This is a genomic window from Providencia alcalifaciens, assembly GCF_020271745.1.
GTDB classification, from domain to species: domain Bacteria; phylum Pseudomonadota; class Gammaproteobacteria; order Enterobacterales; family Enterobacteriaceae; genus Providencia; species Providencia alcalifaciens_B.
Genome location: NZ_CP084296.1, coordinates 2,035,361 through 2,051,976 on the forward strand (window position 1 = coordinate 2,035,361; position 16,616 = coordinate 2,051,976).

At 48.5% G+C, this 16,616-nt stretch carries 14 protein-coding genes and 4 pseudogenes; 17 read left to right on the forward strand and 1 reads right to left on the reverse strand.

All coding sequences use genetic code 11. From position 1 onward, the window contains the following. Positions 1–168: 168 nt before the first annotated feature. The 11 genes and pseudogenes from LDO51_RS19885 to LDO51_RS09310 form a co-directional block, all read left to right on the forward strand. Positions 169–327: pseudogene (locus tag LDO51_RS19885) on the forward strand (hypothetical protein); the annotation flags it as partial. Between the two features lie 82 nt (positions 328–409). Next, complete coding sequence (locus tag LDO51_RS19890) at positions 410–871, forward strand: DUF3363 domain-containing protein (RefSeq protein WP_282560335.1); 462 nt, start codon at positions 410–412, stop codon at positions 869–871. Between the two features lie 203 nt (positions 872–1,074). Then, positions 1,075–2,286, forward strand: a pseudogene (gene floR, locus LDO51_RS09270) (chloramphenicol/florfenicol efflux MFS transporter FloR); the annotation flags it as partial. Between the two features lie 29 nt (positions 2,287–2,315). Continuing rightward, the gene (locus LDO51_RS09275; RefSeq protein WP_001255015.1) at positions 2,316–2,621 is read left to right on the forward strand and encodes a LysR family transcriptional regulator; all 306 of its coding nucleotides are present in this window, start codon (positions 2,316–2,318) and stop codon (positions 2,619–2,621) included. Between the two features lie 111 nt (positions 2,622–2,732). After that, the gene (locus tag LDO51_RS09280; protein ID WP_001120888.1) at positions 2,733–4,226 is read left to right on the forward strand and encodes an IS91-like element ISCR2 family transposase; all 1,494 of its coding nucleotides are present in this window, start codon (positions 2,733–2,735) and stop codon (positions 4,224–4,226) included. Positions 4,227–4,799: 573 nt separating this feature from the next. Then, positions 4,800–5,177: a hypothetical protein gene (locus LDO51_RS09285; protein WP_044502095.1), complete on the forward strand. Its 378-nt coding sequence runs from the start codon at positions 4,800–4,802 to the stop codon at positions 5,175–5,177. 23 nt (positions 5,178–5,200) lie between these two features. After that, positions 5,201–6,337, forward strand: coding sequence for a tetracycline-inactivating monooxygenase Tet(X) (gene tet(X), locus LDO51_RS09290; protein ID WP_044502094.1), 1,137 nt, complete (start codon positions 5,201–5,203; stop codon positions 6,335–6,337). 17 nt (positions 6,338–6,354) lie between these two features. After that, positions 6,355–7,215: a macrolide hydrolase EstT gene (estT, locus tag LDO51_RS09295; RefSeq protein ID WP_077782102.1), complete on the forward strand. Its 861-nt coding sequence runs from the start codon at positions 6,355–6,357 to the stop codon at positions 7,213–7,215. Between the two features lie 56 nt (positions 7,216–7,271). Next, positions 7,272–7,748 (forward strand): annotated as a pseudogene (locus LDO51_RS09300) (glutamine-hydrolyzing GMP synthase); the annotation flags it as partial. Between the two features lie 111 nt (positions 7,749–7,859). Continuing rightward, positions 7,860–9,353: an IS91-like element ISCR2 family transposase gene (locus tag LDO51_RS09305; RefSeq protein WP_001120888.1), complete on the forward strand. Its 1,494-nt coding sequence runs from the start codon at positions 7,860–7,862 to the stop codon at positions 9,351–9,353. A 251-nt stretch (positions 9,354–9,604) separates the two neighbouring features. Further along, positions 9,605–11,227, forward strand: coding sequence for an ABC-F family ATP-binding cassette domain-containing protein (locus LDO51_RS09310; RefSeq protein ID WP_156734127.1), 1,623 nt, complete (start codon positions 9,605–9,607; stop codon positions 11,225–11,227). A gap of 70 nt (positions 11,228–11,297) precedes the next feature. Here LDO51_RS09310 and LDO51_RS09315 read toward each other — a convergent pair whose 3' ends face one another. After that, entirely contained in the window at positions 11,298–11,927 is a 630-nt protein-coding gene (locus LDO51_RS09315) for a CatB-related O-acetyltransferase (RefSeq protein WP_156734125.1), read from the reverse strand. Between the two features lie 228 nt (positions 11,928–12,155). Here LDO51_RS09315 and LDO51_RS09320 point away from each other — a divergent pair, with 228 nt between their 5' ends. From LDO51_RS09320 to LDO51_RS09345, 6 genes and pseudogenes are all read left to right on the forward strand, one after another. Next, a complete protein-coding gene (locus tag LDO51_RS09320) occupies positions 12,156–12,605 on the forward strand; it encodes a MarR family transcriptional regulator (RefSeq protein ID WP_156734123.1) in 450 nt (149 codons plus the stop codon). A gap of 20 nt (positions 12,606–12,625) precedes the next feature. Further along, positions 12,626–13,015, forward strand: a complete 390-nt coding sequence (locus LDO51_RS09325; protein ID WP_165122346.1) for a nuclear transport factor 2 family protein — start codon at positions 12,626–12,628, stop codon at positions 13,013–13,015. Positions 13,016–13,083: 68 nt separating this feature from the next. Next, positions 13,084–13,449 (forward strand): hypothetical protein, encoded by a 366-nt coding sequence (locus tag LDO51_RS09330; RefSeq protein ID WP_202981869.1) that lies wholly within the window; start codon positions 13,084–13,086, stop codon positions 13,447–13,449. A 36-nt stretch (positions 13,450–13,485) separates the two neighbouring features. After that, complete coding sequence (locus LDO51_RS09335; protein WP_165122347.1) at positions 13,486–14,280, forward strand: APH(3') family aminoglycoside O-phosphotransferase; 795 nt, start codon at positions 13,486–13,488, stop codon at positions 14,278–14,280. Further along, positions 14,280–14,705: a GrpB family protein gene (locus LDO51_RS09340; protein WP_156734117.1), complete on the forward strand. Its 426-nt coding sequence runs from the start codon at positions 14,280–14,282 to the stop codon at positions 14,703–14,705. Before LDO51_RS09335 ends, LDO51_RS09340 begins: the two co-directional genes overlap by 1 nt. Positions 14,706–14,987: 282 nt before the next feature. After that, a pseudogene (locus tag LDO51_RS09345) lies at positions 14,988–16,491 on the forward strand (transposase). Positions 16,492–16,616: the final 125 nt, after the last annotated feature.

The window sequence follows — 16,616 nt, forward strand, 5'->3', positions numbered from 1 at the left end:
TCAGCGTTGCTGGCTCCCCGTCAGCCGGATTGGGTTGCATCGCAGGGGTGTCGAAAGAGTCAACTGCGGTCCAAAGCTGTTGGACTTGGGTGAAAAGGGCGTTTATTCTTCCCTGCCGTGCCGCGTTCCCGGGCGGCGGCGACGCTATGAGGCTATGTCGATGCCCATGTGCGCCGGCTGGAGGCGCTGCTGCTCGGAGCCGGTATCGTCAGGCGGATCGACGCGCCGAAGCCAATGGCGCATCCCGATGATCTGGTCAGCCGTGCCGCCGCGCATGGCAGCGCGGCCGAGCAGTCGAGGCCGGCGTTCGCGTCGCTTTCGGTCGATCTGAACGGAAACCGGAATCGGATCGGACGAGAAAGCGCGACCTGGCTGGGCCGGCTGGCTGATCCACGGCGAGACGCCGACCTTGCGCCAACCGGCTTCCGGGCAGCAAGTCCCTACGCAAGCCATGGACCAGCGCCGCGAAGCTCATATCGAACAGGGCGACGCCACCCTGCTGCCGGGACAGCCGCGTCTTCTGCGGCGCAGCTTCTCGCCATACTCCTGCGGGAGGCTGCAGGTCGCCGGCGTCGGATCGGATATGGCTTTGGTAGGGCCTGCCGTTCCGCGCGCCGCCACGACTGGCGAGAGCGTCGGCGGCAAAGTTTACCGGAACACGTGCATCTGTCGAGGCGGCAAGTTCGCCGTATGGTCGAGAAATCCCATGAGATTCACGCTTGTCCCGTGGCGGCCGTCATCGACCACCGCCAGCTCGGCCACGCACGGAGTTATGGGCATCGTGCAGGGCGGGTCGGTGTCGTGGCAGTTAGGGCGGCAGAGGGCTGGAGACGCTGAGTGCGCCCATGCCGCGTGCAGAAGCAAAAGATAATCGGATAAAATGTGGCAATTCATGTTCGGCAGCGTGGAGTAATCAGATGGGAAATTCCAGAGTCAGCGAACCAAAAGTGAGCCACGCAACAACCGGTATTGTGCATTGCGAAGGCGCTCTCTGCTGGAAACTAGTCTCTCATCTTCTGATTGCGAGGCGAGCAGACGTCGCCGGTATTCGCTTAATCGAGGTTGATTCGTCGCATGACCACCACACGCCCCGCGTGGGCCTATACGCTGCCGGCAGCACTGCTGCTGATGGCTCCTTTCGACATCCTCGCTTCACTGGCGATGGATATTTATCTCCCTGTCGTTCCAGCGATGCCCGGCATCCTGAACACGACGCCCGCTATGATCCAACTCACGTTGAGCCTCTATATGGTGATGCTCGGCGTGGGCCAGGTGATTTTTGGTCCGCTCTCAGACAGAATCGGGCGACGGCCAATTCTACTTGCGGGCGCAACGGCTTTCGTCATTGCGTCTCTGGGAGCAGCTTGGTCTTCAACTGCACCGGCCTTTGTCGCTTTCCGTCTACTTCAAGCAGTGGGCGCGTCGGCCATGCTGGTGGCGACGTTCGCGACGGTTCGCGACGTTTATGCCAACCGTCCTGAGGGTGTCGTCATCTACGGCCTTTTCAGTTCGATGCTGGCGTTCGTGCCTGCGCTCGGCCCTATCGCCGGAGCATTGATCGGCGAGTTCTTGGGATGGCAGGCGATATTCATTACTTTGGCTATACTGGCGATGCTCGCACTCCTAAATGCGGGTTTCAGGTGGCACGAAACCCGCCCTCTGGATCAAGTCAAGACGCGCCGATCTGTCTTGCCGATCTTCGCGAGTCCGGCTTTTTGGGTTTACACTGTCGGCTTTAGCGCCGGTATGGGCACCTTCTTCGTCTTCTTCTCGACGGCTCCCCGTGTGCTCATAGGCCAAGCGGAATATTCCGAGATCGGATTCAGCTTTGCCTTCGCCACTGTCGCGCTTGTAATGATCGTGACAACCCGTTTCGCGAAGTCCTTTGTCGCCAGATGGGGCATCGCAGGATGCGTGGCGCGTGGGATGGCGTTGCTTGTTTGCGGAGCGGTCCTGTTGGGGATCGGCGAACTTTACGGCTCGCCGTCATTCCTCACCTTCATCCTACCGATGTGGGTTGTCGCGGTCGGTATTGTCTTCACGGTGTCCGTTACCGCGAACGGCGCTTTGGCAGAGTTCGACGACATCGCGGGATCAGCGGTCGCGTTCTACTTCTGCATCCAAAGCCTGATAGTCAGTATCGTCGGGACATTGGCGGTGACGCTGTTAAACGGCGATACAGCGTGGCCCGTGATTTGTTACGCCACGGCAATGGCAGTGCTGGTGTCGTTGGGGCTGGCGCTCCTTCGATCCCGTGATGCTGCCACCGAGAAGTCGCCAGTCGTCTACCGACGACTGGTAGCAGGCCCGCTCCGATGCGGCGCACTAACCATCGAAACCTCGTGAATGTCGGTATCCTGTCTGGCAGGATACCGCTCATTTCCCTTGTTCAGTTCATCGCCGTCGCCGAGCATCTGAATTTTCGGCATGCGGCCAAGGCACTTGGTATCAGCCAGTCGAGCGTCAGCGCGCGTGTGAAAGCGCTGGAGGATAACCTTGGTGTCCTGCTATTTGAGCGCCATGCGCGGGGCGTTCGGCTAACAGACGCAGGCAGGCACTTCATGGAGCGTGTCACGGCGGGTGTCGATCAACTCGATCACGCAGTGAAGACCGCGGAGTGACGGGCACTGGCTGGCAATGTCTAGCAACGGCAGGCATTTCGGCTGAGGGTAAAAGAACTTTCCGCTAAGCGATAGACTGTATGTAAACACAGTATTGCAAGGACGCGGAACATGCCTCATGTGGCGGCCAGGACGGCCAGCCGGGATCGGGATACTGGTCGTTACCAGAGCCACCGACCCGAGCAAACCCTTCTCTATCAGATCGTTGACGAGTATTACCCGGCATTCGCTGCGCTTATGGCAGAGCAGGGAAAGGAATTGCCGGGCTATGTGCAACGGGAATTTGAAGAATTTCTCCAATGCGGGCGGCTGGAGCATGGCTTTCTACGGGTTCGCTGCGAGTCTTGCCACGCCGAGCACCTGGTCGCTTTCAGCTGTAAGCGTCGCGGTTTCTGCCCGAGCTGTGGGGCGCGGCGGATGGCCGAAAGTGCCGCCTTGCTGGTTGATGAAGTACTGCCTGAACAACCCATGCGTCAGTGGGTGTTGAGCTTCCCGTTTCAGCTGCGTTTCCTGTTTGCCAGCCGGCCCGAGATCATGGGGTGGGTGCTGGGCATCGTTTACCGCGTCATTGCCACGCACCTGGTCAAGAAAGCGGGCCATACCCACCAAGTGGCCAAGACGGGCGCGGTCACCCTGATCCAGCGTTTTGGATCGGCGCTCAATCTGAATGTTCACTTCCACATGCTGTTTCTCGACGGTGTGTATGTCGAGCAATCCCACGGCTCAGCGCGTTTCCGCTGGGTCAAGGCGCCGACCAGCCCAGAGCTCACCCAGCTGACGCACACCATCGCCCACCGGGTGGGTCGCTATCTGGAACGGCAAGGCCTGCTGGAACGGGATGTCGAAAACAGCTATCTGGCCTCGGATGCGGTGGATGACGACCCGATGACACCCCTGCTGGGGCACTCGATCACTTACCGTATCGCTGTCGGTTCACAGGCGGGGCGAAAGGTGTTCACTTTGCAAACTCTGCCGACCAGTGGTGATCCGTTCGGTGACGGGATTGGCAAGGTAGCCGGGTCCAGCCTGCACGCCGGCGTGGCGGCCAGGGCCGATGAACGCAAGAAGCTCGAACGGCTGTGCCGGTACATCAGCCGCCCGGCGGTATCCGAGAAGCGGCTGTCGTTAACACGAGGCGGCAACGTGCGCTACCAGCTCAAGACGCCGTACCGGGACGGCACCACGCACGTCATTTTCGAACCATTGGATTTCATTGCAAGGCTGGCCGCCCTGGTACCGAAGCCCAGAGTCAACCTAACCCGCTTCCACGGGGTGTTCGCACCCAACAGTCGGCACCGGGCGTTGGTCACGCCGGCAAAACGGGGCAGGGGCAACAAGGTCAGGGTGGCTGATGAACCGGCAACACCAGCACAACGGCGAGCGTCGATGACATGGGCGCAACGGCTCAAGCGTGTTTTCAATATCGACATCGAGACCTGCAGCGGCTGCGGCGGCGCCATGAAAGTCATCGCCTGCATTGAAGACCCTATAGTGATCAAGCAGATCCTTGATCACCTGAAGCACAAAGCCGAAACCAGCGGGACCAGGGCGTTACCCGAAAGCCGGGCGCCACCGGCTGAGCTGCTCCTGGGTCTGTTTGACTGAGACGAGGCGGTAGCAGTACAATGATACCAATCAAAATGCTGCGCTCCACAGCGCCAGGCGTGGCAGGGATCCGCCGTGCTGGATTTGGCCGGAAAAGGAGCCGCTAGTGGGAAAGAGAGAGTAAATCAGCGCTGCATGGCGTCGCCGGACGGTTGCATCGCAGGGAGTGTCGAAAGAGTCAACTGCGGTCCAAAGCTGTTGGACTTGGGTGAAAAGGGCGTTTATTCTTCCTATACGTTGTTCAGAATAACATTGTTCCGCCAACAATCAATTCGGTAGATATTGAACCTGAATATAGGGATATATTTAACTTGACGTTACACCAATCACAACAACGGCAAGTGAATTACGCAATGAGTAATACTTTTGGTTTTGGCGGACACATTGCCACAAGTATTTTTAAAAAATATGCTGAATAGAGAGTAGGTGCTAACTTCGGTTTGCTCGTGTTGGCGCTAAATCGAAAGTTCAAGTATCCCAACATGTTCCTTCGTATAGAAGTTAAAAGTTGGCAATTATCGTAGAACAACCTACAGACAACACCAATATGTAACCGATAAATAATTACAAAATATGACCGACAGAGTAAACATCATCAATAACTACATCGATGGATACAACCAATTTGATATCAAAAAAATGGTTGCAGACCTTGACGATAATATTGTTTTTGAAAACATTCAAAATAATGATATAAGTTTATCGCTGAAAGGGTTAACAGCGTTTAAACAACAGGCAGAAACAGCAAAAACATACTTTGCAAAGAGAACACAGACAGTTAAATCGTTTAGGCATTTTGACAACAGCACTGAAATAGAAATTGATTATACAGCAATTTTAGCAATTGACTTTCCGAACGGCTTAAAAAAAGGGCAAAAGCTAAAGTTATCAGGAAAATCCGTGTTTGAATTTAAAAAAAACAAAGTGATTAAATTGACAGACATTAGTTGACATTAAAACCAGCGAACAAGAATATGACTTTACTAAAACATAAAAAAATTACAATAATTGGTGCCGGGCCTGTTGGATTAACAATGGCGAGATTGTTACAGCAAAACGGCGTGGACATTACAGTTTACGAGAGAGACAAAGACCAAGATGCAAGGATTTTTGGTGGGACACTTGATCTGCACAGGGATTCGGGACAGGAAGCAATGAAAAGAGCGGGATTGTTACAAACTTATTATGACTTAGCTTTACCAATGGGTGTAAATATTGTTGATGAAAAGGGCAATATTTTAACCACAAAAAATGTAAGACCCGAAAATCGTTTTGACAATCCTGAAATAAACAGAAATGACTTAAGGACTATCCTATTAAATAGTTTACAAAATGATACCGTCATTTGGGATAGAAAACTTGTTACCCTTGAACCTGATAAGGAGAAGTGGATACTAACTTTTGAGGATAAATCGAGTGAAACAGCAGATCTGGTTATTATTGCCAATGGTGGAATGTCTAAAGTAAGAAAATTTGTTACCGACACGGAAGTTGAAGAAACAGGTACTTTCAATATACAAGCCGATATTCATCAACCGGAGGTGAACTGTCCTGGATTTTTTCAGCTTTGCAATGGAAACCGGCTAATGGCTGCTCATCAAGGTAATTTATTATTTGCGAATCCTAATAATAATGGTGCATTGCATTTTGGAATAAGTTTTAAAACACCTGATGAATGGAAAAGCAAAACGCGGGTAGATTTTCAAGACAGAAATAGTGTCGTTGATTTTCTCCTGAAAAAATTTTCCGATTGGGACGAACGCTACAAAGAACTGATTCGTTTGACATCATCTTTTGTAGGGTTAGCGACACGAATATTTCCCTTAGATAAGTCTTGGAAAAGTAAGCGTCCATTACCCATAACGATGATTGGAGATGCTGCTCATTTGATGCCTCCTTTTGCAGGACAAGGCGTAAACAGTGGGTTGATGGATGCCTTGATATTGTCGGATAATCTGACCAATGGGAAATTTAACAGCATTGAAGAGGCTATTGAAAATTATGAACAGCAAATGTTTGCTTATGGAAGAGAAGCACAGGCAGAATCAATAATAAACGAAACGGAAATGTTCAGCCTCGACTTTTCTTTCCAAAAACTAATGAATCTATAAAACAGAAAGGCGAGGAAATGAAAGAGAAAATAGTTAAAAAAAACGGAATAAGACTTTTTACCGAAAGTTTTGGATGTGAAAAAGATCCGGCAATACTCTTGATTGCGGGAGCAACGGTATCCATGTTGTATTGGGATGCTGAATTTTGCCAGAAACTATCTGAAAAGGGATTTTTTGTTATTCGCTACGACAATAGGGACGTAGGAAAATCTACTAATTACGAACCGGGTTCAACCCCCTATGATATTGTTGACTTAACCCATGATGCTATTTCAATTTTGGACGGCTATAAAATAGTCAAAGCCAATTTTGTGGGAATTTCACTGGGCGGACTGATTTCTCAAATAGCATCAATAAAATATGCCGACAGGGTAAGTTCAATAACACTAATCTCATCAGGTCCTTGGGGCGACTCAGACCCCACAATTCCTGAAATGGATACGCGTATTTTAGATTTTCACGGAAAAGCTGAAACCGTAGATTGGACAAATGAAGACAGTGTGGCAAATTATTTAATTCAAGGTGCTGAATTGATGAGCGGCAGGAAACAATTTGACAAACAAAGAAGTGAAAAACTGATTAGAGCCGAATTTAAAAGAGCTAATAACTATATAAGTATGTTCAATCATGCGGCACTGCAAGGTGGTGAAGAATACTGGAACAGATTGAGCGAAATCAATCAACCAACCTTAATTGTACACGGAACGGACGATAAAATATGGCATTTTAAGAATTCAGCAGTTTTACTTGAAAAGATAAACGGCTCAAAACTAATAACGCTTGATGGAACCGGACACGAACTACATTTCGAAGATTGGAATAAAATTATTGATGGAATAACGCAACATACAACAAATAACAAAAGAATGAACAAATAGGGTATTATGTATTTCCAAATCAACGGTTTAGAGATTGAAGCTAATATCAATGTGTTATGACGCTCAAGCTGGTGGAGCCGCTGCGCGAGCTGTTTAAAGATGAGGTGCGCAAGATCGGTATGGAGTTAGGTCTGCCCTACGACATGGTTTACCGTCATCCCTTCCCTGGCCCTGGCTTGGGTGTGCGTATTCTTGGCGAAGTAAAAAAAGAATATGCCGACAGGTTGCGCTTGGCTGATGCCATCTTTATCGAAGAGCTGTATGCCGCTGACCTGTATCACAAAACCAGCCAAGCCTTCGCTGTATTCTTGCCAGTGAAGTCGGTTGGCGTAGTGGGCGATGCCCGCCGCTATGAGTATGTGGTGGCATTGCGCGCAGTAGAAACTATCGATTTTATGACAGCGCGCTGGGCACACTTGCCGTATGAGTTTTTAGAAACGGTTTCTAGCCGCATCATTAATGAGATTCCCGGTATTTCGCGGGTAACCTACGATGTTTCCTCAAAGCCGCCGGCAACTATTGAGTGGGAGTGACGGGCACTGGCTGGCAATGTCTAGCAACGGCAGGCATTTCGGCTGAGGGTAAAAGAACTTTCCGCTAAGCGATAGACTGTATGTAAACACAGTATTGCAAGGACGCGGAACATGCCTCATGTGGCGGCCAGGACGGCCAGCCGGGATCGGGATACTGGTCGTTACCAGAGCCACCGACCCGAGCAAACCCTTCTCTATCAGATCGTTGACGAGTATTACCCGGCATTCGCTGCGCTTATGGCAGAGCAGGGAAAGGAATTGCCGGGCTATGTGCAACGGGAATTTGAAGAATTTCTCCAATGCGGGCGGCTGGAGCATGGCTTTCTACGGGTTCGCTGCGAGTCTTGCCACGCCGAGCACCTGGTCGCTTTCAGCTGTAAGCGTCGCGGTTTCTGCCCGAGCTGTGGGGCGCGGCGGATGGCCGAAAGTGCCGCCTTGCTGGTTGATGAAGTACTGCCTGAACAACCCATGCGTCAGTGGGTGTTGAGCTTCCCGTTTCAGCTGCGTTTCCTGTTTGCCAGCCGGCCCGAGATCATGGGGTGGGTGCTGGGCATCGTTTACCGCGTCATTGCCACGCACCTGGTCAAGAAAGCGGGCCATACCCACCAAGTGGCCAAGACGGGCGCGGTCACCCTGATCCAGCGTTTTGGATCGGCGCTCAATCTGAATGTTCACTTCCACATGCTGTTTCTCGACGGTGTGTATGTCGAGCAATCCCACGGCTCAGCGCGTTTCCGCTGGGTCAAGGCGCCGACCAGCCCAGAGCTCACCCAGCTGACGCACACCATCGCCCACCGGGTGGGTCGCTATCTGGAACGGCAAGGCCTGCTGGAACGGGATGTCGAAAACAGCTATCTGGCCTCGGATGCGGTGGATGACGACCCGATGACACCCCTGCTGGGGCACTCGATCACTTACCGTATCGCTGTCGGTTCACAGGCGGGGCGAAAGGTGTTCACTTTGCAAACTCTGCCGACCAGTGGTGATCCGTTCGGTGACGGGATTGGCAAGGTAGCCGGGTCCAGCCTGCACGCCGGCGTGGCGGCCAGGGCCGATGAACGCAAGAAGCTCGAACGGCTGTGCCGGTACATCAGCCGCCCGGCGGTATCCGAGAAGCGGCTGTCGTTAACACGAGGCGGCAACGTGCGCTACCAGCTCAAGACGCCGTACCGGGACGGCACCACGCACGTCATTTTCGAACCATTGGATTTCATTGCAAGGCTGGCCGCCCTGGTACCGAAGCCCAGAGTCAACCTAACCCGCTTCCACGGGGTGTTCGCACCCAACAGTCGGCACCGGGCGTTGGTCACGCCGGCAAAACGGGGCAGGGGCAACAAGGTCAGGGTGGCTGATGAACCGGCAACACCAGCACAACGGCGAGCGTCGATGACATGGGCGCAACGGCTCAAGCGTGTTTTCAATATCGACATCGAGACCTGCAGCGGCTGCGGCGGCGCCATGAAAGTCATCGCCTGCATTGAAGACCCTATAGTGATCAAGCAGATCCTTGATCACCTGAAGCACAAAGCCGAAACCAGCGGGACCAGGGCGTTACCCGAAAGCCGGGCGCCACCGGCTGAGCTGCTCCTGGGTCTGTTTGACTGACGAGCCTGAAGGCCAACGATACCAATCAAAATGCTGCGTTCACAGCGCCGCGGCAGGGATCCGCCGTGCTGGTTGTCGGAAAAGGAGCCGCTAGTGGGAAAGAGGAGGGTAAATTTTCAGCGTTGCTGGCTCCCCGTCAGCCGGATTGGGTTGCATCGCAGGGGTGTCGAAAGAGTCAACTGCGGTCCAAAGCTGTTGGACTTGGGTGAAAAGGGCGTTTATTCTTCCTATACGTCAATCAAGGAGGTTTTATGTCCAAATTTTTGCAGCTTAATCAGTTGTCTTATGGTTTGCCAAATGGCAACGCAGTTTTTTCAGACTTAACTTATACATTCTCTCAGCCAATCACAGCTTTGATTGGGCGAAATGGCGTTGGCAAAAGCTTATTGGCACAAATCATGGCGGGGCGATTATTGCCAACGGAAGGCTCATGTATCAATAGTGATTTAGTTTATTACTTATCACAAAAAGCCCATGAAAAAAGCGCTGAAACCATTGCTGAAGCATTGGGAATTCAATATATATTGAATTCATTGCAACGCATCGAAAATGGTAGTGTTGATCCTGATGATTTTGAAACTGTGGGTTCGCGTTGGTGCATTCAGGATGAGGCTCTGAATTTATTGGCTGATCTGTCTTTATCCCATGTTTCGTTAGCAACTGCTATGCAGCAATTAAGCGGTGGTGAGCAAATGCGTATTCGCATTGCGGCTGCTTTTTTATCACAAGCGCAGATTTTGATTCTAGATGAACCTAGCAACCATTTGGATTATCACTATAAACAAGTTTTATGGTCGATGATTCAATCATGGCAAGGGCAGGTGGTCATTATCACCCATGATCGTTATTTGTTGAACCGAGTGAGCGCCATTGTGGAATTATCTGCTAAAGGCTTAACAGCATACAGCGGTGCTTATCAAGATTATATTGAGCAAAGGGATGCCGAATTAGCTTCTGCTATTCAGCAGTTGAATGCGGTGAAACAGACAGAGAAAAAGCGCTTGGCAGTTGCACAGCAACAATTAGAACGACAAGCGAAACGATCCTCTCAAGCCAATAAACAACGTGGTGAGCAAAATCAAGCGAAGATATTGCTAGATCGTCAAAAGAATCGCAGTGAATTAAGTTCAGGCAAAGCCAAACAACAAAGAGATCAGATTGCTGAACAAGGCAAGCTAGCCATTCAATCTGCAAAAGATCGTCTAGATCAGCAAGAAACAGTTGTGTTACATGGTTATGATGTGGACGCTTTTGTGCCAAAAGTATTGGCAGAATTGAATCAGCTTACATTGCCACATTTATCTGAGCATTTGCGAGAATTTCATGGGCAGATTGAAAAAGGCGATCGCATTGCTATTGTGGGCAAAAATGGCAGTGGCAAATCTGTATTACTGAAAACATTGGCAGGGTTGGTTTCACCCTTACAAGGCGAAGTGAAGCATCATGTGAATTTTGCTTATTTGGATCAGCAATTGTCTTCATTGGATTTATCACAATCTATTTTGGATCAAATTTCAGATGGGCAAACTAAAGAAAAAATTACAGATTTAAGAATGCAATTGGCACAATTGGGTTTGGATAATACAGTGATTAATCAACCCATGAATGCTTTAAGTGGCGGAGAGCAATTGAAAGCTGCTTTGATTCTGTCTTTATATCAAAAAGAACCTGCACAATTATTGTTATTGGATGAGCCCAATAACCATTTGGATTTGCCATCATTACAAGCATTGGAGCAATTATTGCAGAGTTATCGAGGTGCTTTGGTGATTGTTGCACATGACCAAGAGTTTTTAGCGAATATTGGTATTACCAAATATTTAGTGGCGACTGAAAGTGGTTGGCAGTGGCAGGAAAAATTCCCAGCCATGTAATGGACAATGCAATAGGTTTAAGCTCTATCCCTCCTACTGAGAGGGATAGTTTCATTGATAATAACAATAATTAAAATGGATAATTTTTCTCAGCTTCAATCAATGCTTCAATATTATTTTGCGTTAAGAATGGGCGAAGTACCTGAAATTTCTCAGGTGCCCAATCATAAATATGCAATGCTAATAATTGTTGAATGATTTCTGGTGGAAATCTATATTTCATTAATTGCGCAGGTGATCCACCCACAATGGCATAAGGCTCGACATCTTTTGTCACAATGCTGCCTGCAGCAATGATTGCACCTTCACCAATTGTAATACCAGGCATAATCATCGCTCGCATGCCTATCCAATCGCCATCGTGAATATGTGTATCACCTTTGCTTTGATAAGCTTCTTCGATTGTTTCCATAAAAGGATATAAGCTGAACCAATCAGCGCGATGTGTATGATTGCCGCCCATAAGAATCACAGCTTCTGCACCAATGCAGACATAATCACCAATGTATAGCTGATCAATATGCCATAAAGGCTCCCACTTTAAGCTTTCTTCATCGCCATATAAATAGCGCACAACAGAAGCTTCAAAGCCTTGATCCCAGCAATCGCTGTAATAGCTATGTTGACCTTTAATGATAATGTTTGAGTTTTTAACAGTTTCGTGGAGATATTCCACTTTTGACCAATGTTTTTTTTCCATGACAAAGCTCCAAATAAAATGGCAAATACATGGAATGTTTTATCGATTCGATGCACTACATTCCAAGTGCATCAACCACGAGCGATTCTCGGCTTTTTCAGTAAAGGATTATTGATCATTGAGACATTATAAGTATTTATCAAGCTAACTCAAATTTATAGTTAACCAGTTGACAATAATTTAAATCAAGAATATAGTTAACTGGTAAACAAAGTTAGGGCGATAATTATGGCAACACAAACAGAAAAAATGTATCGAGCTTTAGTAAAGTTAACGCATGCACAGGAAATTCATCGAGAAAAAAAGCGTGAAACTTTATTGAAGGATTTAGGCAATTACACATTGACACAATTGCATATCTTGAGCTGTATTCAGCAGCATGATGCTGTGAATAATAAAGTGCTCAGCGATGCTTTGGCATTAACAAAAGCAGCAGTTTCAAAGGCTGTGAATAAATTATTGAAGGATGAATTGATCACAACATATCAAGTTGAGGATAACCAAAAGTCGATCTTTTATCAGTTAACGAAAGAAGGTGAGCATATTGCTGATATTCATCATGTATTGCATGAGCAAGCCAAAGCAAATTACTTGAATTTCTTAGCAACAATGGATGATGAAACATTGGCTAAAGCCCAGCTGTTCTTGGAAGCTTTAACAAATTACTTAGAAGAATAATGAAAAAAGGAGATCAAAACATGCATAAATATCAGAAATTAGTGGCTGAATCATTTGAAGTATTATTCGATGCGAATCAATCAGTGGATGATGTTAGACCGTTTTTTGCAAATAACTATACACAATGGGTGGATGGTAAAAGCTTGGATTACGATGGTTTCTTTCAGCATGTTGTCGCATTGAAAGAAGTGATTGCTACAGCTCATGTAGAATTCATTGAATTTATGGTGGAAGGCGATACAGCTGCGGATATTCACGATGTATTTGTGACTAAAAAGAATGGTGAAACATTACATGTACGAGTGATTGCATTTTTCACGTTTGAGAACAATCAAATTGCTTCTGTGCGTGAAATGACACATCTATTGGAAGGTAATGAAAGCGATCACGATTTAGGTTCAAGAACCTAATCCCAAAATTAAAATCATTGCGCTATAATCGAGCATCAAATTAAAAGATGTAGCAAAGTGAGATCATCGTGACAAACCAACCAAAACGCGTTTTAACTATCCAATCCCATGTTGCTTTTGGGCATGTTGGCAACTCGGCAGCTGTATTTACATTACAAAGAATGGGCATTGAAGCGATGCCAATTAATACTGTGCAATTCTCTAATCACAGTGGCCTGAATATTTTGATTACTGCATATTTTACAGCTTTAGGTGCGGCTAAATATTCTCTCATCATTGCTGCATTACATAGCTTAGTGTTTGTTTTGATTGGTATTGCAATTTTCCCACGGATATTTGGCATTGATGGCATTTGGCTAACCAGTGTTGTGGCAGAAACGTTGACAGTTTTCATCGGATTAAAGTTAGTCAGCATCGTGAACAGAAAGATATAAATGATATTGTTATTACCTCAATCAAGGATCAAAAAAATGATAAACAATTTACCCATTAATATTCGTGAACATTTGGGCGATCGCACTTATCGAATTGATAATGTTGGCATGTCGAATGCTAATGTGATGTTTTATGAAGATTTGGTCTTGAAGGTTGAAAAATCTACTGCTGAAGCTCAGCGTGAACATCAAATGTATCAATGGTTACAAGGTCAATTACCATTACCAAATATTGTTAAAGCCATGGAGCATGAAGAACATCATTATCTTTTAATGGAAAAGTTAAAAGGTGAATATGCATGCTCTGATTTTTGGTTAAAACAACCTGAATCATTGGTGGAAATGTTGGTGCAAGCGCTACAAATGTTATGGAATATTCCGATTGAGCATTGTCCTTATGATGCGACATTGTCGCAGAAATTAAAGCATGCAGAATACAATGTGGAACATGGTTTGTGTGATATGGATGATGCAGAAGCGGGTACTTATGGTGAGAATGGTTTTTCGTCACCCAAAGCATTACTAGAATGGTTGAAACAAAATCAGCCTGAGGAAGATCTCGTTTTTTCTCATGGTGATTTCTGTTTGCCCAATATCTTTATCGATCAAGGTGAGATCAGTGGTTTTATTGATTTAGGCCGAAGTGGTATTGCTGATCGTTATCAGGATATTGCATTGTGCTATCGCAGTTTATTGCATAATTTTGATGGACGATATAACGGCGGAATGGCTTACCCAAATTTTGATCCCAATATGCTGTTTGAGAAGTTGAATATCACACCTGATTGGGAAAAGATTCGCTATTACATTTTATTGGATGAATTGTTCTAATGTTAAAAAATCGATTAACACAACAACAAAAAGCGGCTATTTATATTTTTGAAGAAGGCGATCCTAATGAAAATCCTTGGGTGAAAGGTAAACCTGAGCAAGTACATATTGAAATAGTCGCGCATGATCCTGATTGGCTTGCACGATTTAGCGTACAAAAATCTTTGATTAAGAGTGCTTTGGGTGATTTAGTATTATCAATTGATCATGTTGGATCAACAGCAGTTGAAGGCTTAGCCGCTAAACCAATCATTGATATTGATTTGATTGTAGAAAATCCTGAAGATGAAGCATCTTATCTTCTAGCTTTGGAAGCATTGGGTTATGAGCTGACGATTCGTGAACCATCGTGGTATCAGCATCGTATGCTGAAATTGCACCATCCTATGGTGAATTTGCATGTATTTGGTAAGGATTGTCCTTAATATTATCGCCACTTGCATACGCCGTAAAATGGCGCATTTATCCGCTCAAAATAAATTTTTTTACAAGAAATTTCTGAGCATGGTATTTTTGATGGTATTGTGAATATGCTTCTTTGTAACTGTTTGAAAATAAATAGAAATATGCACTCATTTACAATCGAGTGGGAGTGACTGGCACTCACAGGCAATGTCTGGCACTGGCTGGCATCACAGCTGAGACTTCAATATCTCGCAGCTGAGCGATAAACTGTATAAAAACACAGTATCGCAAGGATGCGGATCATGCCCCAAGTGGCGGCCAGGATGGCCAGCCGGGACGAGAACACTGGTCGTTACCAGCGTCACCGGCCCGAGCAAACCCTGCTCTATCGGATCGTCGAAGAATACTACCCGACGTTCGCTGCCCATTTGGCGGCGCAGGGCAGGGAACTGCCCGGTTATGTGCAACGCGAGTTTGACGCCTACCTCAAATGCGGCCGTCTCGAACACGGCTTTCTGCGGGTGCGTTGTGAGTCGTGTCACGCTGAGCACCTGGTTGCGTTCAGCTGCAAACGTCGGGGCTTCTGTCCTAGTTGTGGCGCACGGCGTATGGCCGAAAGCGCCGCGCTACTGGTCGATGAGGTTCTGCCCGTACAGCCCATGCGCCAATGGGTACTCAGCTTTCCCTTTCAATTGCGCTTTCTGTTCGCCAGCCGGCCGGAGGTCATGGGCCGGGTGTTGGGCATCGTTTACCGCGTCATCGCCACGCATCTGGTCAAGAAAGCGGGCTATACCCACCAAGCGGCCAAGACCGGTGCCGTCACCCTGATCCAGCGCTTCGGCAGTGCACTGAACCTCAACATTCACTTTCACATGCTGTTCCTCGATGGCGTGTACGTTGAGCGTCCCAATGGAACAGCCCGGTTCCTCTGGGTCAGGGCGCCGACCAGCGCCGAACTCACCCAACTGGCGCACACCATCGCCCATCGGGTCGGCCGCTATTTGGAGCGGCAAGGCCTACTGGAGCGGGATGCTGAAAACAGTTACCTGGCCTTGGATGCGGTGGATGAAGATGCGATGACTCCACTGCTGGGGCATTCCATCACGTATCGCATCGCCGTGGGGCCACAGGCAGGGCGCAAGGTGTTCACCCTGCAGACACTGCCCGCCTGCGACCCGGAAGATCAGTTTGGTGACATGCCCGGTAAGGTTGCCGGTTTCTCGCTACATGCCGGCGTAGCGGCCAAGGCCCATGAGCGCAGCAAACTCGAACGGCTGTGCCGGTACATCAGCCGCCCGGCGGTATCCGAGAAGCGGCTGTCGTTAACACGAGGCGGCAACGTGCGCTACCAGCTCAAGACGCCGTACCGGGACGGCACCACGCACGTCATTTTTCGAACCATTGGATTTCATTGCAAGGCTGGCCGCCCTGGTACCGAAGCCCAGAGTCAACCTAACCCGCTTCCACGGGGTGTTCGCACTCAACAGTCGGCACCGGGCGTTGGTCACGCCGGCAAAAACGGGGGCAGGGGCAACAAGGTCAGGGTGGCTGATGAACCGGCAACACCAGCACAACGGCGAGCGTCGATGACATGGGCGCAACGGCTCAAGCGTGTTTTTCAATATCGACATCGAGACCTGCAGCGGCTGCGGCGGCGCCATGAAAGTCATCGCCTGCATTGAAGACCCTATAGTGATCAAGCAGATCCTTGATCACCTGAAGCACAAAGCCGAAACCAGCGGGACCAGGGCGTTACCCGAAAGCCGGGCGCCACCGGCTGAGCTGCTCCTGGGTCTGTTTGACTGACGAGCCTGAAGGCCAACGATACCAATCAAAATGCTGCGTTCACAGCGCCGCGGCAGGGATCCGCCGTGCTGGTTGTCGGAAAAAGGAGCCGCTAGTGGGAAAGAGGAGGGTAAATTTTTCAGCGT